The sequence below is a fragment of the Streptomyces hesseae genome (assembly GCF_031845785.1).
In the GTDB taxonomy this organism is placed as follows: Bacteria; Actinomycetota; Actinomycetes; order Streptomycetales; family Streptomycetaceae; genus Streptomyces; species Streptomyces hesseae.
This window is the reverse complement of sequence record NZ_JAVRFI010000023.1, coordinates 90,262-114,868: the sequence shown is the minus strand read 5'-3', so window position 1 is coordinate 114,868 and position 24,607 is coordinate 90,262. Positions and strand designations below refer to the sequence as shown.

Annotated in this window: 11 protein-coding genes; 3 read left to right on the top strand and 8 right to left on the bottom strand. The window is 74.0% G+C overall.

Features of this window, described 5'->3' with window-relative positions; all coding sequences use genetic code 11:
• From RM609_RS27625 to RM609_RS27615, 3 genes are all read right to left on the bottom strand, one after another.
• Positions 1-127, bottom strand: a 127-nt coding sequence (locus RM609_RS27625) for a biotin carboxylase N-terminal domain-containing protein (protein WP_136209427.1), incomplete at its 3' end; no start/stop codon positions are given.
• 96 nt (positions 128-223) lie between these two features.
• The gene (locus RM609_RS27620; RefSeq protein ID WP_311614293.1) at positions 224-1,216 is read right to left on the bottom strand and encodes a sensor histidine kinase; all 993 of its coding nucleotides are present in this window, start codon (positions 1,214-1,216) and stop codon (positions 224-226) included.
• A gap of 190 nt (positions 1,217-1,406) precedes the next feature.
• Positions 1,407-2,066, bottom strand: coding sequence for a ScbR family autoregulator-binding transcription factor (locus RM609_RS27615; RefSeq protein WP_311614292.1), 660 nt, complete (start codon positions 2,064-2,066; stop codon positions 1,407-1,409).
• Positions 2,067-2,280: 214 nt separating this feature from the next.
• Between RM609_RS27615 and RM609_RS27610 the strand changes: the two genes are divergently transcribed.
• Both RM609_RS27610 and RM609_RS27605 read left to right on the top strand, forming a co-directional pair.
• Positions 2,281-3,033 carry a thioesterase II family protein gene (locus RM609_RS27610; protein WP_311614291.1) on the top strand — a complete coding sequence of 251 codons (753 nt, stop codon included), beginning with the start codon at positions 2,281-2,283 and terminating at the stop codon, positions 3,031-3,033.
• Between the two features lie 98 nt (positions 3,034-3,131).
• Positions 3,132-4,739 carry an aspartate aminotransferase family protein gene (locus RM609_RS27605; protein WP_311614290.1) on the top strand — a complete coding sequence of 536 codons (1,608 nt, stop codon included), beginning with the start codon at positions 3,132-3,134 and terminating at the stop codon, positions 4,737-4,739.
• A gap of 66 nt (positions 4,740-4,805) precedes the next feature.
• Here the strand turns inward: RM609_RS27605 and RM609_RS27600 are convergent, their stop codons facing one another.
• The 5 genes from RM609_RS27600 to RM609_RS27580 form a co-directional block, all read right to left on the bottom strand.
• Positions 4,806-7,175, bottom strand: coding sequence for an ATP-binding protein (locus RM609_RS27600; protein WP_311614289.1), 2,370 nt, complete (start codon positions 7,173-7,175; stop codon positions 4,806-4,808).
• 240 nt (positions 7,176-7,415) lie between these two features.
• Positions 7,416-7,751 carry a winged helix-turn-helix transcriptional regulator gene (locus RM609_RS27595; RefSeq protein ID WP_311614288.1) on the bottom strand — a complete coding sequence of 112 codons (336 nt, stop codon included), beginning with the start codon at positions 7,749-7,751 and terminating at the stop codon, positions 7,416-7,418.
• 194 nt (positions 7,752-7,945) lie between these two features.
• Positions 7,946-8,365 (bottom strand): YybH family protein, encoded by a 420-nt coding sequence (locus RM609_RS27590; protein ID WP_311614287.1) that lies wholly within the window; start codon positions 8,363-8,365, stop codon positions 7,946-7,948.
• A 92-nt stretch (positions 8,366-8,457) separates the two neighbouring features.
• On the bottom strand, positions 8,458-9,918 hold the full coding sequence (locus tag RM609_RS27585) for a flavin monoamine oxidase family protein (RefSeq protein WP_311614286.1): 1,461 nt from the start codon (positions 9,916-9,918) through the stop codon (positions 8,458-8,460).
• 172 nt (positions 9,919-10,090) lie between these two features.
• On the bottom strand, positions 10,091-10,471 hold the full coding sequence (locus tag RM609_RS27580) for a YybH family protein (protein WP_311614285.1): 381 nt from the start codon (positions 10,469-10,471) through the stop codon (positions 10,091-10,093).
• Between the two features lie 312 nt (positions 10,472-10,783).
• Between RM609_RS27580 and RM609_RS27575 the strand changes: the two genes are divergently transcribed.
• A complete protein-coding gene (locus RM609_RS27575) occupies positions 10,784-24,598 on the top strand; it encodes a type I polyketide synthase (protein WP_311614284.1) in 13,815 nt (4,604 codons plus the stop codon).
• Positions 24,599-24,607 lie beyond the last annotated feature (9 nt).

The window sequence follows — 24,607 nt, the reverse complement described above, 5'->3', positions numbered from 1 at the left end:
CCCGGACATGCAACGCGTCACGATCCGGATCGGCATAGACCGCCACACTGGCGATCCCCGCGTCCCGGCACGCACGAGCGACACGGACAGCGATTTCGCCACGATTGGCGATAAGCACCTTGCGCACAACAACTCCTCGGCGCGGGCGGATCGGCCGGCCCGCTGGCGGCAGCACTGGATTCGGAGGGATGGGGGGATGGGGGATCAGGGGGGCGGGCGGGGGCTAGGTACGGGGGCGCAGCGGCAGGTGCATGTCGACCCTGGTGCCGTCGACGGGCGAGCTCTCGATCGCCAGCTTTCCGCCGATGTCCTCGATTCGCTGGGTCATCGACGCGATGCCCCGGGCCGGGCGGCCCGCGCCGGTGCCGGTGGTCACGCGCTCCGGGTCGAAGCCCCGGCCGTCGTCCTCGACGGCCGCGTGGACCCACCAGCGGGTGGTGCGGACGGAGACGGCGACGCGGCTCGCCCCGGCGTGCTCGAACGTATTGCGCAGGGCCTCGCGGACGGCCAGGAACAGCGCCCGGCGGTGGGCGGTGGCGACGAGGTTCTCATTGCCGGTGATCTTGACGGTGACGTCGAGGCCGGGCGGCGCGGCCTCCGCCGCGAACCCCTCGATGGCCTCGCCGAGCGGCGGCAGCTCGGTCGCCGTGACCAACTCGCCGAGCATGTCCCGCAGGTGGTCCTCCGCCTCGTGGAGGAAGACCTGGGCGGCGGCGAGCCGGCCCGGGTCGTCCACGCCGGGGCCGCACTCGATGAGGAGGCGGCGGGCGGTGGCGAGGGCGCCGCCGATGTGGTCGTGGAGGTCACGGGCGACCCGGCGGCGCTCCTGCCAGCGGCAATCCGTGTGCTCGTCGGGGGCGGCCGTGGGATCGGCGCTGGTGGAGTCCTCGATTCCGGAGGACGGGGGCCGGGACATGGGCTGGGGCGGGGACGCGGGCGTCGGCTGGGGCGTACGGACGCGTGGTGCGCTCCCCTTGCCGCGCGCCGCGCTGCCGCTCGTGGCGCGCGCGGCGCGTTCGGCGGCGGCCGGGGGCGAGGGGCGCCGGTTCCGTGGCGGGGCGGTCGCACGGGCCCGGGCCAGGCCCTCGTTGAGCGCCCGGGTGAAGTCCCGTCCGATGACCGATTCCCAGGCCTCGGGTTCCGTTCCCGTCGTCGCCGGTTCCGTCCCGGTCGTCGCGCCCGCCTCCGCTCCCCCTGTGATGACAGAGGTATCCATCACAACTCCTCGTACCTCGCGGGACGTCCGAGCCCCTCGGGGAACTCCCCCCTCGGGACTCCTCCCAGTTCGAGAAGCTAACCGGAGGGGTCCTACTGAGTGTTCACCGACGGGTAATCACGCGGGTAATCACCAGAGTCGCGGCCCGGGCGGTACGGGTCGGCTGACGGCCGTACGGGCGGTACGGGCGTCAGGCGGTGACCGCCTCGTGGGCGCGGCCGTCCGGCAGCGGCGTGTGGGGCGGTCCCGTGCGGAGCCCGGCGCGCAGGTCGCGTACGACGAGGGCGTCGAGGAGGAGGTCCCACATCCCCGTCAGCCTGGCGGTGAGGCGCTCGGGGTCCATGCCCCGGCAGGCGTCCGCCTCGGCGCCGGACAGCACGGCGGTGACCAGCCCCTCGGCGGAGTCGGCGGAGACGTCGGCGCGGATCACCCGCTGGCCGGCGCGGGCGTCGCGCAGCAGCCGCAGCCCGGTGCGGACGCACACCGCGTGGAAGTCGACGATCGCGGACCCGTCCCGGCCGCGCTCCCGGCCGATCCGCAGGCTGGCCCGGACGATGGGCTCCTCGCAGATCCAGCGGGCCAGGATGTGGGTGACGTCGATCAGGGCCTGCATGGGCGAGCAGTGGGTCAGCAGGTGGTCGACGGTCTCCTCGAGCATCGCGCAGCCGGCCCGCTGGACCGCTTCCGCCAGGTCGGTCTTGGAGGAGAAGTGGAAATAGAGCGCGCCCGTGGTGACCTCGGCGCACCGGCTGATGTCGCTCAGCTTGGCGTCCGCGTATCCGCGTGCGTCGATCTGCTCGGCGGCGGCTTCGAGCAATCTCCTGCGGGTCCGCCCGGATCTCTCCTGCATCGCCGATCAGCTCTCCTCCGGTCGATCCCCGGCCGGTTGCCTTCCATACACGCCGTGGATGCTCTGCGGGCCCACAGAATATGCCCTCATGGCCCTTGCGGAGTGCTTCGATATGCGGCAACCAGGGGTTCTCGTGCGCGTCTCGTGCCAGCCTCGAGCGACTCGACGGAAAATGCCCCGGCACGGTCCGCAACGCACGCGAGGAGAAGACGCAGTGGGCAGTGATTGGTTCCGACGCTACGGCCAGGCTCCGCAGGACGGACCGCGCCTCGTCTGCTTCCCGCACGCCGGAGGGGCGGCCAGCGCCTTCGTGCCGCTGTCGCGCACGCTGGGGGCGGCGGTCGACGTGGTGGCCGTGCAGTACCCGGGGCGGCAGGACCGCCACCAGGAGCCGCCGGTGGACGACATCGCCCGGCTCGCCGACCGGCTGGCGGAGGAGATGAGCGCGCTGGACGACCAGCGTCCGTTCGCCTTCTTCGGGCACAGCATGGGCGCCGTGCTCGCCTACGAGACGGCGCGCCGGCTGGAGCAGCGGTCGGCCCCCGGGCCGGAGCGGCTGTTCCTCTCCGGGCGCGGGGCGCCGGCGGCGGCGCCCAGCCCCCACGACCAGGTGCGTACGGACGCGCACGTCCTCGCCGCGATCCGGCGGCTCGGCGGGACGACGGGCGGGGTCTTCCAGGACCCGGACCTGCTGGCCATGGTGATGCCGGCGCTGCGGGCCGACTACCGGGCCATCGGGACGTACGCGTGGACGCCGGGGGCGCCGCTGAACGTGCCCTTCACCGTGCTGATCGGGGACAACGACCCGGTCGTGACGGTCGAGGAGGCCTCGGACTGGCGCGGCTTCTCGGCGGCGCGGACGGACCTCCGGGTGTTCTCCGGCGGCCACTTCTACCTCGACCACCACACGCGTGAGGTGGCGGATCTCGTGGCCGAGGCGCTGGGGGTCGTCACGGTGGTTCCGTAACCGGGCCGATGACCTGCCGAACTCCCCGGCTATTGCCGGGGAGTTCGAAGTCCGGATAAAGAACGACCGATGACCGCGCCGCCGTATGGTCTGGCGCCATGAACGCTCAATCCCCTGGATCCACTGAATCCCCTGGACTCGAACTCGCCGAGCCTTTTCTCCTTGAGTGGCTCGCCTCCGTCGGACTCGACGTCGAGTACGTCCGTGCCGAGGGAAACACCCTCTACTACCGGGACGCGGACGGCCGGGAAGTCCCCGTGGTCGACTACGCGGGCGGTTATGGCTCCTTGATGCTGGGGCACAACAACCCCGAGATAATCGCCCTCGCCAAATCGCTGCTCGACGGCGGGGTCCCGGTGCACGCGCAGTTCTCGCGGCACCCTTACGCCAATCAGGTGGCCGCCGCGCTCAACACCATTCTCCAGCGGGAACTCGGCACGACCGACGCCTATTCGGCGATCTTCGCCAATACGGGCGCCGAGGCCGTCGAGGCCGCGATCAAGCACGCGGAGCTCGACCGCAGGATGCGGATGGACGAGCTGGCCGCTCCCATCGCCGAGCACCTGGAGGCCGCGCGGGCGGCGCTCCTGGGTGGCGAGGCGTCGCTGTCCGGCGAGGCGCTGGGCGCGCTCGGGTTCAGCGCGACCGAGCGGGTGGACCTGGCGGCGTTCGAGGACCTGGCCGCGGAGATCGTCCGCCGGAACGAGGCGGTCCGGCAGCGGCCGCCGGTCTTCCTGTCGCTGGAGGGCTCCTTCCACGGCAAGCTGATGGGCAGCGTCCAGCTGACCCACAACGAGGGCTACCGCGCGCCCTTCTCCGCGCTGGCCGCCCAGGCGCGCTTCATCCCCCGGGACCGGCCGGAGGCGATCAAGGAGGCCGTCGAGGCGGAGCGCGCCGAGCTCTTCGACGTCGTGGTCGAGGGCGACACCATCGCGGTCGTGCGGCGCGAGGCGCCGGTGATCTGCGCGTTCGTCCTGGAGCCGATCCAGGGCGAGGGCGGCATCAACGTCATCACGCGCGAGTTCGCGGCGGAGGTCCAGCGGGTCACCGCCGAGATCGACTGCCCGGTCGTCATCGACGAGGTGCAGAGCGGAATGGGGCGCAGCGGCGCGTTCCTCGCGAGCACCCTGGTGGGCCTGCGGGGTGACTACTACGCGCTGGCCAAGAGCCTGGGCGGTGGTGTGGCCAAGTCGTCCGTGATGCTGGTGCGCCGGGACCGCTACCGCAAGGAGTTCGAGCTGGTGCACAGCTCGACCTTCGCGAAGGACGCGTTCTCCTGCTTCGTGGCGCTGAAGGTGCTGGAGCTGATGGAGGCGGAGGACGGGCGCGTCTACCGGCTCGCCGCCGAGCGCGGGCAGGCCCTGCGGACCATGTTCGAGTCCGTGCGGGCGGACTTCCCGGAGATCGTCGCGGACATCCGGGGCGAGGGGCTGATGCTCGGGTTCGAGTTCCAGGACCAGTCGGAGGCGGCGTCCGCGGCGATCCGCGACAACGCGGGGTTCTTCGGGTACGTGGCGGCGGGGTATCTGCTGCGGGAGCACCGGATTCGGACGTTCCCCACGGCCAGTGCGGTGCACACGCTGCGGTTCGAGCCGTCTGTGTACCTCAGCGATGCGGAGATCGCGCAGCTGGAGGCCGGGCTGCGGGATGTCTGCGGGATTCTGCGCGCGCAGGACGGCGAGCGGCTCGTGGGAGCCGGCGCGTAGTCGTCGGGCCCCCGGTCCTCAAACGCCGGACGGGCTGACCTTGTCAGCCCGTCCGGTCGTGTCGCCCTACACCGCCGCCGGCAGGCTCCGCGGTGTGGGGGTGCGGCCGTAGAGGTGGCGGAGGGCTCCTGAGGGGGAGCCCGAGGCCAGGAGTTGGCGCATGTAGCGGCGGCGGTCGTCCGGGGCCTCGCCGGCATGGACGGCCTGTTCCGGCGCGATCATGAACTCCAGGAGGCGGTCGATGGCCGCGTCCGAGAGCGGGTCCAGGCCGAGGGTGCTGGTGTGCCGCTTGCCCGCGCCCCAGTCGGGGCGGTGCTGGAGCAGCTCCGGGCGGGCTGCGGCCACCACCAGCAGCGGTACGGCGCCCGCGGTCTCCACCAGGTCCTCGACGCAGTCCAGCAGGGCGTCGTCCGCCCGGTGGAGGTCGTCGATGATCAGGACCAGGGGGCGTTCGGCGGCGAGTGCCACGACGAAGCGCCGCCAGGCGGCCAGGGACTCGGCCGGGGCGGCGGACTCGTGGCCCGGGATGACGAGCGGGGTGAGCGGGGGCAGCAGGCGGTCGGCCTCGCGCGGGTCGGCCATCACGCGGCGGACGGTCGCGGCGAGGTGGGCGCGGGCCTCCCCGGCGGGCTGTCCGGGCAGGATGCCGCAGGCGGCGGCCAGGATCTCGCTCTGCACCGCGAAGGCGTCGTCCCCCGGGAAGGAGGGGGCGCGGCCCACCAGGAAGCGGGCGGGTTCGGGCTGGTCGGCGAAGGCGCGGGCGAACTCCGTCACGAAGCGGGTCTTGCCGATGCCCGGGTCGCCCAGGACGGTGACCAGGTGGGGCTTGGCCCGGTGCCGGGTGCGGCTCAGGAGGCCGCGCAGCAGGTCGAGTTCGCAGTCGCGGTCGACGATGGGGACGGTGTGCTCGCCGGGGTACTCGCGGCGGATGCCGCGTACCTCCCAGCCGGTGGCCGCGTCGCCGGCCGGGGAGAGGTCGACGGCGGCGTCGGCGGCCTCGCGGGTGTTGGCGCAGACCCGGACCTCGCCGGCGGGCACCCGGTCCAGCAGCGACTGGCCGGTGTGCAGCAGGGTGCCGATGAGGGTGGGCGGGGTGCCGGGGTCGTCGGGGCGGTAGCGGACGATCGCCTCGCCGGTGACGACGGCGGCGCGGACGGCCGGGCGTCTGCCGTGCCGGCCGGTGGCGTACGCGCCCGAGCCGAGGGCGGCGCGGACCGCCAGGCTCGCGTGGACGGCGCGTTCGGCGGCGTCCTTGCGGTCGCCGTCGCCGGAGCAGGCCCCGAACAGGGCGAGGGTTACGGGGCCGATGCTGGCCACGACGGTCCCGCCGAAGTGCTCGGCCTTCTCCTGGACGGTGCCGGCCACGGCCTCCAGGGCGGTGTCGGCGCTCTCGCTCCAGGCGCCGCCCGGGGTGTCATCGGCGAGCTCGGTGGCGATCAGCGCGACGCTGACCTGGGTGCGCTCGGTGACGGTGGCCGCGGTCCGGCGATCGGCGGGCGCCGCGACGGCCGTACGGGCGCGGTGCGCCGCGGTGGCGGGGGCCCGGTCCGGCACGGAGGCCAGCGGTACGCCCCCGTGGACGGGGCGGCGCTGGGCCGGGATCTCGGCGGTCTGCTCGCGGACGGGGCGGCGGCCCAGCTGGTAGGGGGAGGCGCCCGGGGGCCGGCTCGGGGGCAGGGAGAGCGAGGTGTCGTGGGTGAGGATGGCGTGCTGGAGGTCGCGCAGCGAACGGCCGGGCTCCAGGCCGAGGTCCTCCACGAGGGTGGTGCGCACCTTGTCGTAGACGGCGAGGGCGTCGGCCTGCCGGCCGCAGCGGTAGAGGGCGAGCATCAGCTGCCCGCAGGAACGTTCCCGCAGGGACTCGGTGGCGACCATGGTCTCGAGTTCGCCGAGGACGGCCTGGTGGCGTCCGCAGGCGAGCTCGGCCTCGAAGAAGTCCTCCATGGCGTCGAGCCGGGCCTTCTCCACGGCGGCCAGCTCGGGCCAGGCGATGCCGGTCTCCACCAGGTCGGCCAGGGCGGGGCCCTGCCAGAGGGTGAGGGCCTCGCGCAGCAGCGTCGCGGCGTCCTCGGGGGCGCCGGCGGAGAACTTGGCGCGGCCCGCCTCGACCTGGCGCTGGAAGCGGTGGAGGTCGACGTCGTCGGGGTCGACGCGCAGCACATAGCCGGGCGCCTGGGTCAGCAGGGCCGGGGCGCCCGCCCCGCCGTTCTCGGCCGTACCGGCCGAGAGCACTCCGCGCAGCCCCCAGACCGCGTTCTGGAGGATCTTCCGGGCCGAGGTGGGTGCCTCGTCCACGGGCCACAGGGCCCGCAGCAACTGGCTGGTGGCCACGACCCTGTTGGCCTGCAACAGCAGAAACCCGAGCGTGGCGCGCTGTTTGATGCCGCCCAGCGCCACGGGGCGGTCGGCGTCAATGACTTCCAGAGGACCTAGCATTCGAAACCGCATCGCTCACCCAAGATCTTTTTGCATCGTTTTGCAAAGGTTGTCGCCGGTCGATTCAGAAGGCGGCTTGCCGTGGGCCATGCGGCGCGACGTGATGTCACGGAGGGTCGGACTCGGTTCTTCGTACAGTTTTCTGTTCCCGCGCTCGTTCACCCACTGAAGTCGACGGGAACGCTAGTGGCGGCCTCTAGAGGTTCTCTCGAGGTCCGTTCGAAGGCGGTTGTACCGGCTTCACCCGGAGGGTGCCAGCATGCGCAGTTCGTGCTGCTCACCCCAGGCGGCGAGGGGCAGCAGGCTCTCATGGAGGGTCAGGCCGAGCTCGGTGAGCGAGTACTGCACGGCCAGGGGCGGGATGGACAGACAGACCTCGCGGTCGACGACGCCGTCCAGCTCCATCTCGCGCAGCTGCTGGCTGAGCACCTTCTCGCTGACGCCGGGCAGGGCGCGTCTGAGCTCGCCGAAGCGGAGCGGCCGCCGGTGCAGCTCGGCGATGATCAGGGGCTTCCATTTGCCCCCGATGACACCGAGGGCAGCCACCAGACCGCCGGAGAACGACTGACCGGACATGCGCAACTCCCCTACCCCGCCGCGGCCGGACACGAGCACCCCCACGCTACCCCCGCATGCTCTTCACTCAGCGAACAGACCATACCGCATAATCGGTATGTTTTACCGGATGGCGACGGCCCCTGCCCCGGAGGGGGAACCGGGGGCAGGGGCCGCGCTGGGGAGCGCCGGTTTCGGGGTGTCCGTCCGGGCGCTTAGGCGACCAGGCCGCTCTTGGCCACGGGGCGGTCGATGGCCATCAGCCAGCGGCCGTCCTCGACCTTGACCAGGACGTCGGTGCAGTTGCCCTCCAGGCGGAAGGGCTTGCCCTCGGCGTCGACGGTGTCGATCGCGTACTCGACGCCGATCAGGGCCACGTCGCCGGCCACGTAGGAGTGGGTGACCTTGGCCTCCAGCTTGGGCTTGTTGGCCAGGAAGTCCTTGAAGAACTTCAGGCGGGCCTCGCCGGTGAGGGACTCGCCGGAGAAGTTGGAGATGGAGTCCTCGCGGTAGAGGCTGTCGAAGTACTCGCCGTTACCGGAGTTGAAGACCTGGAGGAAGATCTCGTTCTGGGTCCAGGTGTCGTCGGTGAGGTCGGGGTTCTCGGGGTCGAAGGGCACGGTGAACGTCGTCATGGCGGGTTACGTCCTCTTTCTCATGTGTTCCGGGCACCCGGGCACGGGTGCCCCCGGGGGAGGGTCCGGCGAAGGCCGCCGGACGAGGGGTGTCACATCTCGCCGTTGGCCAGCTGGGCGGCGCGCATGCCCGACTCGATGGCACCGTCGAGGAAGCCGGTCCAGCCCTCCGCGATGTCGCCGCTCGCGAAGGTGATCCGGCTCGTGAGCTGGTTCAGGACGTCGGGGTAGAGCGAGGTCAGCTGGCCGGGCTTGCGGAAGGCCCAGCCGCCGCGCGAGAACTCCTCGGCGCCCCAGTTCTGCGCCCGCACCCCGATGATGTCCAGGTCCACACCGAGCTTGCGCACGGCGTCCTTGACCTGGGCGACGTTCGTCGCGTCCAGCTTGGGGTCGACGCTGAAGCCGACGTACAGCTGGCCCTCGGCGGTCTTCTTGTAGGGGATGAACATCGGGATGGGCGAACCGCCCTCGGCCGCCTGGCCGTAGACCCGGCCCTGGCCGTTGCGGGCGTGGATCCAGATCTTCACGGAGTTCTTCACCGCGATGCCCTGGGAGGCGGCGGCCGTGTGGGCGGCGGGGAGACCGGGGGTGAACTTGATGGTGTGCCAGACGTTGACCGGCACGGCCACCACGACGCCCTTGGCGGAGTAGGTCTTTCCGGCCCGGGTCGTGACGTGGACCCGGCCGCCCGACTCGGCGACGGAGGCCACCGGGGCGTTGAACACGACGGTCGGCTTCGACTCGTTGATCATCGCCGTGAGCATCCCGACGGTGCCGGTCTTCATCCGGTACCGCTGGGTGTCGCTCCAGCCCTGGTTGGTCCAGCCGGCCAGGGACCACCACTGGGCCAGCATCGTCAGAGCGCCGTCGGTGCTGGCGCCACCCGAGTAGATCGCGGTCTGGCCGTTGATCAGCATCTCGTCGGCGGGCGACAGCTTCAGCTCATTGAGCCGGTCGCGCAGCGACATCCTGTCGAGCTTCTGGAGCAGGTCCGCGCGGTACAGCGGCTGGAAGGGGCGCTCGAAGTACTGCCGGGAGCCCTCGAAGAACTTGTCGAAGAGGGCGCCCATCGCCGCGCCGCCCGCTTCGGGGGTGAACGCCTTGGGGCCGTTCGGGGTGGGCAGGAACATGCGGTCCAGCGGCTCGTCCTCCTCAAGGGCGAGGTTGTACCGCTTGAGCTCCCTGGAGATGTTCGGCTGCGTCGGCTCCACCCAGGTGCCACCGACCTCCACCAGCTGACCGCCGAACGTGTCGGTCCAGGTGCGGCCGCCGACCCGGCTCCGCGCCTCCAGGATCGTCACCTTCTTGCCCCGGGCGCGCAGTTCGCGCGCCGCCGTGACACCGGCGAAGCCCGCGCCGATGACGATGAAGTCCCGCGCGGTGTCCTCGGTCTCCTCCTCCGCGGCGTACGCGGGCGCGGCCAGGGCGCTCGCGGCCGAGGCGGCCAGGGCGGTCGCGCCCGCGGCCTTGAGGACCGTACGTCGCGAGGGACGGCGGCCGGAGCGGAAGGCGGCGTCGCCGGCCGCCGCGCCGGCGAATCTGTCGGTGTTCACGGAAAACGTTCCCCCTAGGGCGCGGAGCGCCGGTGACGCTGACTCGAAGCCGGCTCGAAGCCGGCCCGGACCTGATGCGGAAAGCGCGCTGACGCGCACGACCGCCGGAGCGGATGCCCCCACGACGGGCGGACTCACGGCCGGGACGGCCGCGAGCCGCCGACGGACGGCCTTACTCGGCCTGGCCGTACGGGTCGTCGATGGCGTAGCGCCAGTTGCCGTCCGCGCCCAGGCGCAGCACGTCGACGCCGATGCCCTTGAGCTGCTCGGGCTTGCCGTCCTCGTCGACGGTGTCGATGATCCAGTCGACGATCAGCAGGGCGGTGTCGCCGGTGACGAAGGAGTGCCGGACCTTGGCCGTCATCTTCGGGCCGAGGGCCAGGAACTCCTTGACGCTGTCCTTGCGGGCCTGGCCGGTCAGCGGCTTGCCCGGCTCCCAGACGGCGACGGCCTCGTCCGTGTAGAAGGCGTTGACGGCGTCCGCGTCGCCTCGGTTGAAGGCCTCGACATAGAGGTCGGTGTGCTTTTCGACTTCATTGGTGAGCTGCGTCATGGCGTGACTGCTCCCGCTTTCTATGGGGTATGTACCGGAATCCAAGCGGACCCTAGCCCGGCGTTCCCAACCCCTCGCTCACCGCAGGGTAATGCGCCGCTCACACCTTTCGACGGGGCGTCAATTACCGCTCCGTGACCGGTCGCTGAAGTGCCGTAGGGCGCCAACTGCCTAGGATCGGTGCACGATTCATGTGTTGTACCACGGGGTCCGCCGGCGGAAATTCGAGCAGGTGGCGGGGCCGGGTCACGGCGTTCTCGAAATATTTATGGGCCGTTGAGGAATTCAGCTAGGAAAGGTCTGCCGGTCGCGATGACGAAGAAGCACACCCCCGATGGGGTCACGGCGCTCCGGGACGGATCCGAGGCCATCGCGGTCGTCGGCCTGTCCTGCCGGCTCCCGATGGCGGCGGGCCCGGCGGAGTTCTGGGAGCTGCTGAGCACCGGTACGAGCGCGATCACCGAGGTCCCCGAGGGGCGGTGGGAGTCGGCGCTCTCCGGGACCGGGGACGGGCGCGGCGGGAGCGCGGCCGGCGGGGTCCGCCGGGCCGGGTTCCTGGACCGCGTCGACACCTTCGACGCCGCCTTCTTCGGCATCTCGCCCCGCGAGGCCGCCACCATGGACCCGCAGCAGCGCCTGGTCCTGGAGCTGGCCTGGGAGGCCCTGGAGGACGCCGGGATCGTCCCCGCCGAGCTGGAGGGCAGCCGGACGGCGGTCTTCGTCGGCACGCTGCGCGACGACTACTCCGCCCTGCTCTACCAGCACGGCGAGCAGGCCGTCACCCAGCACACCATGACCGGCGTCAACCGCGGTGTGATCGCCAACCGCGTCTCGTACTACCTGGGTCTGCGCGGCCCCAGCCTGACCGTCGACGCCGCCCAGTCCTCCTCGCTCGTGGCCGTCCACCTGGCCTGCGAGTCGCTGCGCTCCGGCGAGTCCGCGATGGCCATCGCCGCCGGTGTGAACCTCAACGTGCTCGCCGAGAACGCCGTCACCGAGGAGCGCTTCGGCGGCCTCTCCCCCGACGGCGTCACCTACACCTTCGACGCCCGCGCCAACGGCTTCGTGCGCGGCGAGGGCGGCGGTGTCGTCGTCCTCAAGCCGCTCGCCCGGGCGATCGCGGACGGCGACCACGTCTACGGCGTGATCCGCGGCAGCGCCGTCAACAACGACGGCACCACGCCGGGCCTGACCGTCCCCAGCCAGACCGCGCAGGAGCAGGTGCTGCGCGAGGCCTACCAGAAGGCGGGCATCGACCCGCGCGCCGTGCAGTACGTGGAGCTCCACGGCACCGGCACGCCCGTCGGCGACCCCATCGAGGCGGCCGCCCTGGGCGCCGTGCTCGGCACCGCCCGCCAGGGCAAGCCGCTGCTGGTCGGCTCGGCCAAGACCAACGTGGGCCACCTGGAGGGCGCCGCCGGCATCGTCGGCCTGCTCAAGGCCCTGCTCGCGCTCGACCACGAGCGGCTGCCCGCGAGCCTCAACTTCGAGACGCCCAACCCCCGTATCCCCCTCGCCGAGCTGGGCCTGGCCGTCCAGCGCGAGCTGACCGCCTGGCCGCATCCGGACGGCGAACTCGTCGCGGGCGTCTCCTCGTTCGGCATGGGCGGCACCAACGCCCACGTCGTCCTCACCTCCGGCCCGGCCCGCGCCGCCCGCCCCGAGCCGGGCGACGCCCCGGTCGTCACCCCCTGGACGATCTCCGCGCGCGGCCCCGAGGCGCTCTCCGCGCAGGCCGAGCGACTGGCCGCCGCCGTGCGCCGCGACGAGGCCGCGTCCGCCTCCGACATCGGCTGGTCGCTGATCTCCTCCCGGACCGTCTTCGACCACCGCGCCGTCGTCCTCGGCGAGGACCGGGACGCGCTACTCGCGGGCCTGGACGCACTCGCCGCCGGCACCCCCGCGCAGGGCCTGGTCTCCGGCACCGTCCAGCCCGGTCTGCTGGGCGTGGTCTTCACCGGCCAGGGCGCCCAGCGCGCGGGCATGGGCGAGGAGCTGGCCCGGGTCTTCCCGGTCTTCGCCGCCGCCTACGCCGAGGTGTGCGCCGCCCTCGACGAGCGCCTGCCGCGCCCGCTGCGCGAAGTGATCGCGAGCGGCGAGGACCTGGACGAGACCCGCTGGACTCAGCCGGCGCTGTTCGCCGTCGAGGTGGCCCTCTTCCGCCTCGTGGAGTCCTGGGGCGTGCGCCCCGACTACCTGGCGGGCCACTCCATCGGCGAGGTCGCCGCCGCGCACGTCGCGGGCGTGCTCTCGCTGGCCGACGCCGCCGCGCTGATCGCCGCGCGCGGCCGGCTGATGCAGGAACTTCCCTCCGGCGGCGCGATGATCGCCGTCCAGGCCACCGAGGACGAGGTCCTGCCGCTGCTCGCGGGCCGCGAGGACACCGTCGCCGTCGCCGCCGTCAACGGCCCGCGCTCGGTGGTGATCGCCGGTGCCGAGGACGTGGCCGAGGAGATCGCCGCGACCCTGCGCGAGCAGGGCCGCAAGACCAAGCGCCTCACCGTCAGCCACGCCTTCCACTCGCCGCTGATGGCCCCGATGCTGGAGGAGTTCCGCGCGGTCGTCGCGGGCCTGACCTTCCACGAGCCCCGGATCGCCGCCGTCTCCACCGTCACCGGCGAGGTCATCGCCGACGGCCTGTGGACGTCGGCGGACTACTGGGTGGAGCACGTCTCCCGCCCGGTGCGCTTCGCCGACGCCACCCGCGCCCTGGAGGACGCGGGCGTCACCACCTTCCTGGAGCTGGGCCCCGACGGCGTCTGCTCCGCGATGGTCGCCGACTCCCTGCAGGACGCCTCCGTCGCCGCCTCCGTGCCGGCGCTCCGCAAGGGCCGCAGCGAGCCCCAGACCCTGCTGGCCGCCCTCGCCACGCTCTCCGTGCGCGGCACCTCCGTCGACTGGGCCACCGCCTTCGAGGGCTCCGGCGCCATACGGGTGCCCCTGCCCACGTACGCCTTCCAGCGCGAGCGGTACTGGCTCGACGGCGTGGGCCGCTCCGTCGCCGCGCTCGCCACCACCACCGCCGCTCCGGAGCAGACTTCGCGCGCCCCCCGGGGCGAGCTCGGCGCCCGGCTCGCCGGGCTGTCCGAGGCCGAGCGCCGCCGCGCCGTGGCCGAGCTGGTCGGCGCGCACGTCGCCGCCGTCCTGGAGTACGGGCCGGGCCGGCGCGTCGAGTTCCGCTCGCCGTTCAAGGACCTGGGCCTCGACTCCCTGATGTCCGTGGAGCTGCGCACCGCCCTGGCGGAGGCCACCGGGCTGCGGCTGCCCAGCGGTCTGCTCTTCGACCACCCCACCCCCGAGGCCCTGGCCGCCTTCCTGGAGGCCGAGCTCACCGGCGCCGCCGGCGCCGACGACGACCTGGCCGTGGCGGGCGACGACGGCGAGCCCATCGCCATCATCGGCATGGCCTGCCGCTACCCCGGCGGCGTCAGCTCCCCCGAGGACCTGTGGAAGCTCGTCGAGGGCGGCGTGGACGCCGTCTCCGGCTTCCCCGGCGACCGCGGCTGGGACGAGGACCTCTACGACCTCGACCCGGGCGCCAACGGCAAGAGCTCCGTCCGCGAGGGCGGCTTCCTCCACGAGGCCGCCCTCTTCGACGCCGGCTTCTTCGGCATCTCCCCCCGCGAGGCCCTCGCCATGGACCCCCAGCAGCGGCTGCTGCTGGAGACCGCCTGGGAGGCCGTCGAGCGGGCCGGCCTGGACTCCGAGCGCCTCAAGGGCACCCGTACCGGCGTGTTCGTCGGCGCCACCGCACTCGACTACGGCCCGCGCATGCACGACGCGCCCGAGAGCGTCGAGGGCCACCTGCTCACCGGCACCACCTCCAGCGTGATGTCCGGCCGCATCGCCTACCAGCTGGGCCTGGTCGGCCCGGCCGTCACCGTCGACACCGCCTGCTCCTCCTCGCTCGTCGCCCTCCACATGGCCGTGCGCTCGCTGCGCTCGGGCGAGTCGACGCTGGCCATCGCCGGTGGCGCGACCGTGATGTCCTCGCCGGGCATGTTCGTGGAGTTCTCCCGCCAGCGCGGCCTCGCCGCGAACGGCCGCTCCAAGTCCTTCGCCGAGGGCGCCGACGGCACCTCCTGGGCCGAGGGCGTGGGCCTCCTCCTCGTCGAGCGGCTCTCCGACGCCCGCCGGAACGGCCACAAGGTCCTCGCCGTCGTCCGGGGCACCGCCATCAACCAGGACGGCGCCTCCAACGGCCTCACCGCGCCCAACGGGCCGTCCCAGCAGCGCGTCATCCGCCAGGCCCTGGCCGACGCCCGGCTCACCCCCGCCGACGTCGACGCCGTCGAGGCGCACGGCACCGGCACCAAGCTGGGCGACCCCATCGAGGCGGAGGCGCTGCTCGCCACCTACGGGCAGGCCGACCGGTCCGACCGCGAGGCACCGCTGTACCTCGGCTCGCTGAAGTCCAACATCGGCCACGCCCAGGCGGCGGCCGGCGTCGGCGGCCTGATCAAGATGGTGGAGGCCATGCGGCACGGGGTGCTCCCCCGGACCCTCCACGTCGACGAGCCGACCAGCCACGTCGACTGGACCGCCGGGGCCGTGGAGCTGCTGACCGAGCAGCGCGCCTGGCCCGACGCGGGCCGCCCGCGCCGCGCCGCGATCTCCTCCTTCGGCATCAGCGGCACCAACTCCCACGTCATCATCGAGCAGGCCGACGAGGCACCCCAGGCGCTGACCGCCGGCGACCTCGCCGTACGCGCCCCCTGGGTGCTCACCGCCCGCGACGAGGCCGCCCTGCGCGAGCAGGCCGGCCGGCTGCGCGAACTGGTGACCGACACCGGCGCCCACCCCGCCGACGTCGGCTTCTCGCTGGCCACCACCCGTACCGCCTTCGAGCGGCGGGCCGTGGTGACCGGCCGGACGAGCGAGGAGTTCCTCGCCGGGCTCGGCGCGCTCGCCCAGGGCGTGGACGCCGGGAACGTGGTGACCGGCAGCGCCGCCCGCGCGGGCCGCACCGCGTTCCTCTTCACCGGACAGGGCGCCCAGCGCACCGGCATGGGACGCGAACTCCATGCCGGCCAGCCGGTGTTCGCCGCCGCCTTCGACGCGGTCGTCGCCGAGCTGGACAAGCACCTGGAGCGGCCACTGAAGGAGCTCGTCCTCGCGGAAGAGGGCAGCGAGGACGCCGCCCTGCTGCACGAGACCCGCTACACCCAGCCCGCCCTCTTCGCGATCGAGGTCGCGCTGTTCCGGCTGCTGGAGCACCACGGGCTCACCCCCGACCTCCTCGCCGGGCACTCCATCGGCGAACTCGCCGCCGCCCACGCGGCCGGGGTGCTCTCCCTGGAGGACGCCGCCGAACTGGTCGCCGCGCGCGGCCGGCTGATGCAGTCCGCCCGCTCCGGCGGCGCGATGATCGCCATCCAGGCCACCGAGGACGAGGTGCTGCCGCTGCTGGCGGGCCACGAGGACGCCGTGTCCGTCGCCGCCGTCAACGGCCCCGACGCCGTGGTGATCTCCGGTGACGAGACCGTCGCCGAGGCCATCGCCGCGCGGCTGCGCGAGCAGGGCCGCAAGACCCACCGGCTCACCGTCAGCCACGCCTTCCACTCGCCGCACATGGACGACGTGCTGGAGGAGTTCCGGGCCGTGGCCGCCGGGCTCACCTTCCACGAGCCCGTCCTGCCCATCGTCTCCACCGTCACCGGCCGCCCGGCCGAGCCGGGCGAGCTCGCCACGCCCGACTACTGGGTGAACCAGATCCGGCAGGCCGTCCGCTTCGCCGACGCCGTACGGGCGCTGGAGGAGCAGGGCGCCACGGTGTTCGTCGAGCTCGGCCCCGACGCCGTCCTGACGGCGCTGGCACGCAACTCCCTCTCCGGGGAGAGCGCGACGGCCGTCGCGCTGCTGCGCAAGGGCCGCCCCGAGGCGGAGACTCTCATCGCCGGGCTCGCCCAGGCGCACGCAGTCGGTGCGCCGCTGGACGCCGCGTCGTTCTTCCCCGGCGGCACGGCCACCGACCTGCCCACGTACGCCTTCCAGCGCGCCCACTACTGGCTCGCCGCCCGGCCCGCCGCCGACGCGCGCGGCCTCGGCCTGGACATGGCCGGGCACCCGCTGCTGGCCACCGCCGTCGAACTCGCCGACCGCGAGGACCTGCTGCTCGCCGGCCGCCTCTCGCTGGCCACCCACCCGTGGCTGGCCGACCACGCCATCAGCGGCACCGTGCTCGTCCCCGCCACGGCCTTCATCGAGCTGGCCGTCGCCGCGGGCGACCGGGCCGGCACGGGCCAGGTGGAGGAACTCACCCTGCGGGCGCCCCTCGTCCTGCCCGAGCGGGGTGCTGTGCGCGTCCAGGTCGCCGTCGCGGCGGCCGAGGCGTCGGGCAGCCGCCCGTTCACCATCCACGCCCGCCCCGAGGTCTCCGAGGGCGACGAGCCGCAGCCGTGGACCCTCCACGCCGCCGGCACCCTCGCCCCGGCCCCGCTGCCGGCCGCGCCCGCCGACGCTTCGCTCGCCACGTGGCCGCCTGCCGGCGCGGTGGCGGAGCCGCTGCCGGACGTCTACGAGCGGCTGGCCGCCCTCGGCTACGGCTACGGGCCCGCCTTCCAGGGCCTCAAGGCCGTCTGGCGCGCGGGCGACGACGTCTACGCGGAGGTCCGGCTGCCCTCGGAACAGGCCGAGGCGGCCGGGAGCTTCGGGCTGCACCCCGCGCTCTTCGACGCGGTCCTCCACCCGCTGGTGCTGGACGCCGCCGACCCGTCGGCGGCGGAGATGATCCGGCTGCCGTTCGCGTGGAGCGACATCGCGCTGTACGCGGCGGGGGCGACGGAGCTGCGGGTCCGGATCTCGCCGGTGGGGACGGATACGGTCGCCATCGAGCTGGCGGACGGGGCGGGAGAGGCTGTCGCCTCTGTCGGTGCCCTGACGCTGCGGCCGGTGGAAAAGGCGAAGGTCGCGCCGCGGGCGGCCGGGCCGGACGCGCTGTTCACTGTGGAGTGGCCGGCGGTTGCCGTGCCGGATGGCTCCGCGGTCGTGTGGGCCGAGGCGGATGGGGACGATCTCCCCGCCTTCGACGAGGCGCCCGAGGTGATCGTCGCGTCCCCGGCGACCGGGGATGCCCGGTCCGAGGCGCGGCGCGCGCTGCGGCTCGTACAGGCGTTCCTGGCGGACGAGCGGCTGGAGGGCACGCGGCTGGTGTTCGTCACGCACGGGGCGATAGCCACCGGTACGGAGGACGTCACCGGTCTGGCCTCCGCCCCGGTGTGGGGCCTGGTGCGGGCGGCGCAGTCGGAGCACCCGGGTCGTTTCACCGTGATCGACACGGACGCGTCGGGTGCGGACCGGGCGCTGCTGGCTTCCGCCATCGCGACGGGCGAGCCCCAGCTGGCGCTGCGGGGCGGCGAACTGCGAGTGCCGCGGCTGGCACGAGCGGAGGCTGCCCCGGTCCCGCCCCTTCCCGTTTCCCGGGGCTCCGCCCCGGACCCCGGGACGGACACCCCGGTTGTGGGCAATCGTCCCGCTGGGCGGGACGGGTGGGCACAACCCGACCACCGGCCCGCAGGCGCAAACGCGCCCCTGGACCCGCACGGCACCGTGCTCATCACCGGCGGCACGGGTGGCCTCGGCGCCCTCTTCGCCAAGCACCTCGTCACGACGCACGGCGTCCGACACCTCCTGCTCAGCAGCCGCCGCGGCGCCGCCACCCCCGGCGCCAAGGACCTCGTCGCCGAGCTCAACGCCCTCGGCGCGACCGTCACCGTCGCCGCCGCCGACGCCGCCGACCGCGACGCGGTCGCGACGCTCCTCGCGCAGGTCGACAAGACGCACCCCCTGACCGCCGTCGTCCACACCGCCGGTGTCCTCGACGACGCGACCGTCGCCGCCCTCACCGAGGAGCAGCTCGACGCCGTCCTCCGCCCCAAGGTGGACGCCGCCCGGCACCTCCACGAGCTGACGAAGGACCTCCCGACCCTCGCCGCCTTCGTCCTCTTCTCCTCCGTCTCCGGCATCACCGGCACCGCCGGCCAGGCCAACTACGCGGCCGCCAACACCTACCTGGACGCCCTCGCCGCGCACCGCAAGGCGCAGGGCCTGCCCGCGACCTCCCTCGCGTGGGGTCTGTGGGACGCCACCCACGGCATGGGCGGCACGCTCGGCGAGGCCGACCTGGCCCGCTGGACGCGCGCCGGTGTCTCTCCGCTCACCCCGGAGCAGGGCCTCGCCCTGTTCGACGCGGCCCTCGCGGGCGGCGAGCCCCTGTACGTACCGGCCGCGCTGAACCTCGCGACGTTCGCGGCGGCGGACCAGCCCCCGGCCCTGCTGCGCGGCCTGGTCCGTACCCGGGCCCCGCGCCGGACCGCCCGTGCGGCGGCCGGCGCCGGGCAGGGCGGGGACTGGGCGCAGTCGATCGCGGCGCTGCCCGAGGGCGAGCGCGCGGGCGCGGTGACCGAGCTCGTCCGGGGCGTCGTCGCCTCCGTGCTCGGCCACGCGAACGCCACCACCATCGACCCCGAACGGGCCTTCAAGGAGCTCGGCTTCGACTCCCTGTCCGGCGTGGAGCTGCGCAACCGGCTCAACGCCGTCACCGCCCTGCGGCTGCCGACCACCGCCGTCTTCGACCACCCCTCGCCGGCCGCGCTCGCCGCGTTCCTGCTCTCCAAGGTGGCCGACAGCGGCACCAAGGCCGTGGCAAAGGCCGTCCGCACGGGCACCGCCGACGAGCCCATCGCGATCGTCGGCATGGCCTGCCGCTACCCCGGCGGGGTCACCTCGCCCGAGGGCCTGTGGCGGCTGGTGGCCGACGGCGTGGACGCCATCAGCGAGTTCCCCGTCAACCGCGGCTGGGACCTCGACACGCTCTACGACCCCGACCCGGAGAAGACCGGCAGCTCCTACGTCCGCCACGGCGGCTTCCTCCACGAGGCCGACCTGTTCGACCGGGAGTTCTTCGGCATCTCGCCGCGCGAGGCCACCGCGACCGACCCGCAGCACCGACTGCTGCTGGAGACCGCGTGGGAGACCTTCGAGAGCGCCGGCATCGACCCGGCCGCCGTGCGCGGTTCCAACACCGGTGTCTTCACCGGCGCCATGTACGACGACTACGCGTCCCGGCTGGCCGGCACCCCCGAGGAGTTCGAGGGCTTCCTGCTCGCGGGCAACCTCTCCAGCGTCGTCTCGGGCCGGCTGTCCTACACGTACGGGCTCGAGGGCCCGGCCGTGACCGTGGACACCGCCTGCTCGTCCTCGCTGGTCGCCCTCCACCTGGCGGCGAACGCGCTGCGCTCGGGCGAGTGCGACCTGGCGCTCGCGGGCGGTGTGACCGTGATGGCCGGACCGCACGTCTTCATCGAGTTCAGCCGGCAGCGCGGGCTCTCGCCCGACGGCCGCTCCAAGTCCTTCTCCGCCGACGCCGACGGCACCGGCTGGGCCGAGGGCGTGGGCCTCCTCCTCGTCGAGCGGCTCTCCGACGCCGAGCGCAACGGGCACCAGGTGCTCGCGGTGCTGCGCGGCTCGGCCGTCAACCAGGACGGCGCGTCCAACGGCCTGACCGCCCCCAACGGCCCGGCCCAGGAGCGCGTCATCCGCCAGGCCCTGGCCAACGCCGGTCTCCAGCCGTCGGACGTCGACGCCGTCGAGGCCCACGGCACCGGTACGACGCTCGGCGACCCCATCGAGGCACAGGCCCTGCTCGCCACCTACGGCCAGGACCGGCCCGAGGACCGCCCGCTCTACCTCGGCTCCCTGAAGTCCAACATCGGCCACTCGCAGGCCGCGGCGGGCGTCGGCGGCGTCATCAAGATGATCCAGGCGATGGAGCACGGCACGCTGCCGCGCACCCTCCACGCCGACGAGCGCTCCCCGCACGTCGACTGGGAGGCCGGCGCCGTCGAGCTCCTCACCGAGGAGCGGGCATGGCCCGAGGCGGGCCGGGCGCGCCGCGCCGCGGTCTCGTCCTTCGGCATCAGCGGCACCAACGCCCACGTCATCATCGAGCGGCCCGTCGTCCCGGCCGAGGAGAAGACGGTGGAGCGTCCGGCCGACGGCGACGGCGTCCTGCCGTGGCTGGTCTCCGGCCGCAGCGAGGAGGCCGTACAGGCCCAGGCCGAGCGGCTGCTCGCCCACCTCGGCGACCACCCCGAGCTGGAGCCCGCCGACATCGGCTTCTCGCTGGCCACCACCCGTGCCCTGCACGAGCACCGGGCCGCCGTCGTCGGCGCCGGCCGGGACGAACTCCTCGCCGGCCTTACGGCCCTGGCCAACGGCGAGTCCTCCCCCGCCGTCGTCCGGGCCACCGGCGGCCGGCGCGGGAAGACCGCGTTCCTCTTCACCGGGCAGGGCTCCCAGCGCCTGGGCATGGGCCGTGAGCTGTACGCGTCCTCGCCGGTCTTCGCGGCCGCCCTGGACGAGGTCTGCGCCCACCTCGACGCCGAGCTGCCGCGTCCGCTGAAGGACGTGCTGTTCGCCGCCGAGGGCTCCCCGGACGCGGCCCTGCTGGACATGACGGTCTTCACGCAGGCGGCGCTGTTCGCCGTGGAGACCGCCCTGTTCCGGCTCGCCGCGCACCACGGGCTGACCCCCGACTACCTCCTCGGCCACTCCATCGGCGAGGTCACCGCGGCCCACCTGGCCGGGGTGCTCGACCTCGCGGACGCCTGCCACCTCGTCGCCGAGCGCGGCCGGCTGATGCAGGCCGCCCGCGACGGCGGCGCGATGGCCGCGATCCAGGCCACGGAGGACGACGTCCTCGCGACCCTCGACGCCTACGGCGACGACGGGCGCGTGGCGGTCGCCGGCGTCAACGGCCCCCGCTCCACCGTGATCTCCGGGGACGAGGACGCCGTCGAGGAGCTGGTGGCCCTCTGGCGCGAGCGCGGCGCCAAGACCAAGCGGCTGTCCGTCAGCCACGCCTTCCACTCGCCGCACATGGCGGACGTGCTGGAGGAGTTCCGGGCCGTCGCGGCCGGGCTCACCTTCCACGCCCCGCGCATCCCGGTCGTCTCCAACGTCACCGGCACCCTCGCCACCACCGAGGAACTGACCTCGCCCGACTACTGGGCCCGGCACATCCGCCAGGCCGTCCGCTTCCTGGACGGCGTGCGGTACCTGGAGGAGCAGGGCGTCACCGACTGGCTGGAGCTCGGCCCGGACGGTGTGCTCACCGCCCTCGTCCAGGAGAGCCTGGCCGACGAGGCCGCCTCGCTCACCCCGGCGCTGCGCCGGGGCCGTCCCGAGGACCGTACGGCCGCCGCGGCCTTCGCCCAGCTCATCGCGCGGGGCGTACGCACCGACTGGCCGGCCGTCTTCCCCGGCGCCCGGCGGGTCGCGCTGCCCACCTACGCCTTCCGCCACCGGCGGTACTGGCTCAACGCCCCGGCTTCGGCCGGCGGCGGCGCGGCCGGGCTGGGCCTGGGCGCGGCGGACCACCCGCTGCTGGGCGCCGCCGTCCAGCTCGCCGAGCGCGACGAGTACGTCTTCACCGGCCGGGTCTCCCGCACCACCCACCCCTGGCTGGCCGACCACGCCGTCCTGGGTTCGGTGCTGCTGCCCGGCACGGGCCTGCTGGAGCTGGCGCTGCGCGCCGGCGAGCAGGCGGGCTGCGACTCGCTGGAGGAGCTGACCCTGGCCGCGCCGCTGGTGCTGCCCGAGCGCGGCGCCGTCCAGCTCCAGCTGGCCGTCGGCGCGGCCGACGGGCAGGGCGTCCGGACCGTCGAGATCCACTCGCGGCCCGACGACGGCGACGCCGACCGGTCGTGGACCCTCCACGCCTCCGGCACCCTCGTCACCGGCCGGGCCGCCCCGGCCGACCTGGTGGTCTGGCCGCCGGCCGGGGCCACCGAGGTGCCGCTGGACGGCGTCTACGACAGGCTCGCCGACCAGGGCTACGGCTACGGCCCGGCCTTCCAGGGCCTGCGCCGCCTCTGGCAGGGCGAGAACGAGCTGTTCGCCGAGGTGGCCCTGGCGGAGGAACTGCGCGCCGACGCCGCCGCGTTCGCCCTCCACCCGGCGCTGCTGGACGCCGCGCTGCACCCGCTGCTGCCCGGCGTGGCCTCGGCGGACGGCCCCTCGTGGCTGCCGTTCTCCTGGTCCGGCGCGTCCGTCCACGCCACGGGCGCCACGGTGCTGCGCGTTCGCCTCTCGCTGGAGTCCCCGGAGCCGACGACGCTCCTGGCGTCCCTGACGGTGGCCGACGGCGCGGGCCAGCCGGTCGCCACGGTGGAGTCGCTGACCCTGCGCCCCCTGTCCAAGGAAGCCCTGCTGGCCGCCGGGAACGCGGCGAGGGACGGCCTCCTCAAGGTCACCTGGCAGCCCGTTGTGGGCAATCGTCCCGCAGGGCGGGACGGGTGGGCACAACTCCACGACGGCGCCGCACCGCTCCCCACCGGCACCACGACGTACGCGGACCTCGCCACACTGCGGGCGGCGCTGGACGAGGGCACGGCGGCCCCCACCGTCGTCATCGCCCCAATCGCGAACAGCGGCGAGAGCGACACCGCCGAGGCGGCCCACGCGGCCCTGCGGTCCACGCTGGACACCGTCCGAGCCTGGCTCGCCGACGAGCGCCTCTCCGAGTCGCGCCTCGTCGTCGTCACGAACAACGCCATCGCCGTCGGCAAGGAGGACGTCACCAACCTCCCCCACGCCGGCGTCTGGGGCCTCCTCCGCTCCGCGCAGACGGAGAACCCGGGCCGGATCGGCATCGTCGACGTCGACGGCACCGCGACCGAGGAGCAGCTGACGGCCGCCGTCGCCACCGGCGAGCCCCAGCTCGCCGTCCGGGGCGAAGCCGTCCTCGTCCCCCGCCTGGCCCGCGCCGAGCGGACAGAGGAAAACGCCCCCGCATGGGACCGCGGCACCACCCTCATCACCGGCGCCACCGGCGCCCTCGGCGGCATCCTCGCCCGGCACCTGGTCACCCAGCACGGCGCACGCCACCTGCTGCTGCTCAGCCGGCGCGGCGCCGACGCCCCCGGGGCGGCGGAGCTGCGGGACGAGCTGACCGAGCTGGGCGCCACCGTGACGCTCGCCGCCGTCGACGTCGTCGACCGGCCCGCGCTCGGAGACGTGATCGCGGACATCCCGGCCGAGCACCCGCTCACGGCCGTCGTCCACACCGCCGGCGTCCTCGACGACGGCGTCATCGCCCAGATGACGCCCGAGCAGCTCACCACGGTCCTCCGCCCCAAGATCGACGCGGCGTGGAACCTCCACGAGCTCACCAAGGACCTGCCGGACCTCTCCTCCTTCGTCCTCTACTCCTCCGTCGCCGGTCTCCTCGGCACGGCCGGCCAGTCCAACTACGCGGCGGGCAACACCTTCCTGGACGCCCTCGCCGAGCACCGCAGGGCCAACGGGCTGCCGGGCGTATCCCTCGCCTGGGGCCTGTGGGCGGACACCGGCTCCATCGCCGGGCATCTGGCGGAGGCGGACCTGCGCCGGCTGGCCCGCTCCGGGCTGCTGCCGCTGAACGCCAAGGAGGCCATGGAGCTGTTCGACGCGGCGCCCGCCACCGGCGAGGCCGTCCTGGGCGTCACCCGGCTGGACACGGCCGCGCTGCGGCGCGGCGAGCCGCCGGTCCTGCTGCGCGGCATGGTGCGGACGCCCGCCAAGCGCGCGGCGGCCGCCGCGGGCGGCGGCACGGACGCCGGGCCGTCGCTCGCCGAGCAGCTGGCGGCCCTGTCCCCGCTGGAGCGGGGCCGGGCCCTGACCGACCTCGTCCGGGCGCAGGTGGCCCAGGTGCTGGGCCACTCCGACGCGGGCGGCGTCACCGCCGACCGGGCCTTCTCGGACCTGGGCTTCGACTCGCTGACCGCCGTGGAGCTGCGCAACCTCCTCAACAAGGCCACCGGTCTGCGGCTGCCGACGACGCTGGTCTTCGACCACCCGAGCCCGGCCGCGCTCGCCGCCCACCTCCAGGACCAGCTGGTCATCGAGGAGGTCTCGCCGGCCGAGCCCGTGCTGGCGGGGCTGGACGGCCTGCGGGCGGCGATCGAGTCGGCGGCGGCCACGGGCGAGGACGACCGCGCCCGGATCACCGCCCGGCTGCGGGAGCTGCTGGAGGCCGCGGAAGCGGCCGGCGAAGCGCCCGCCGCGGCGGAGGACGCCGACGACAACGCCGACCTCGACGCGGCCAGCGACGAGGAGCTCTTCGCACTCTTCGACGGTCTCGAATGACCGGCCCGC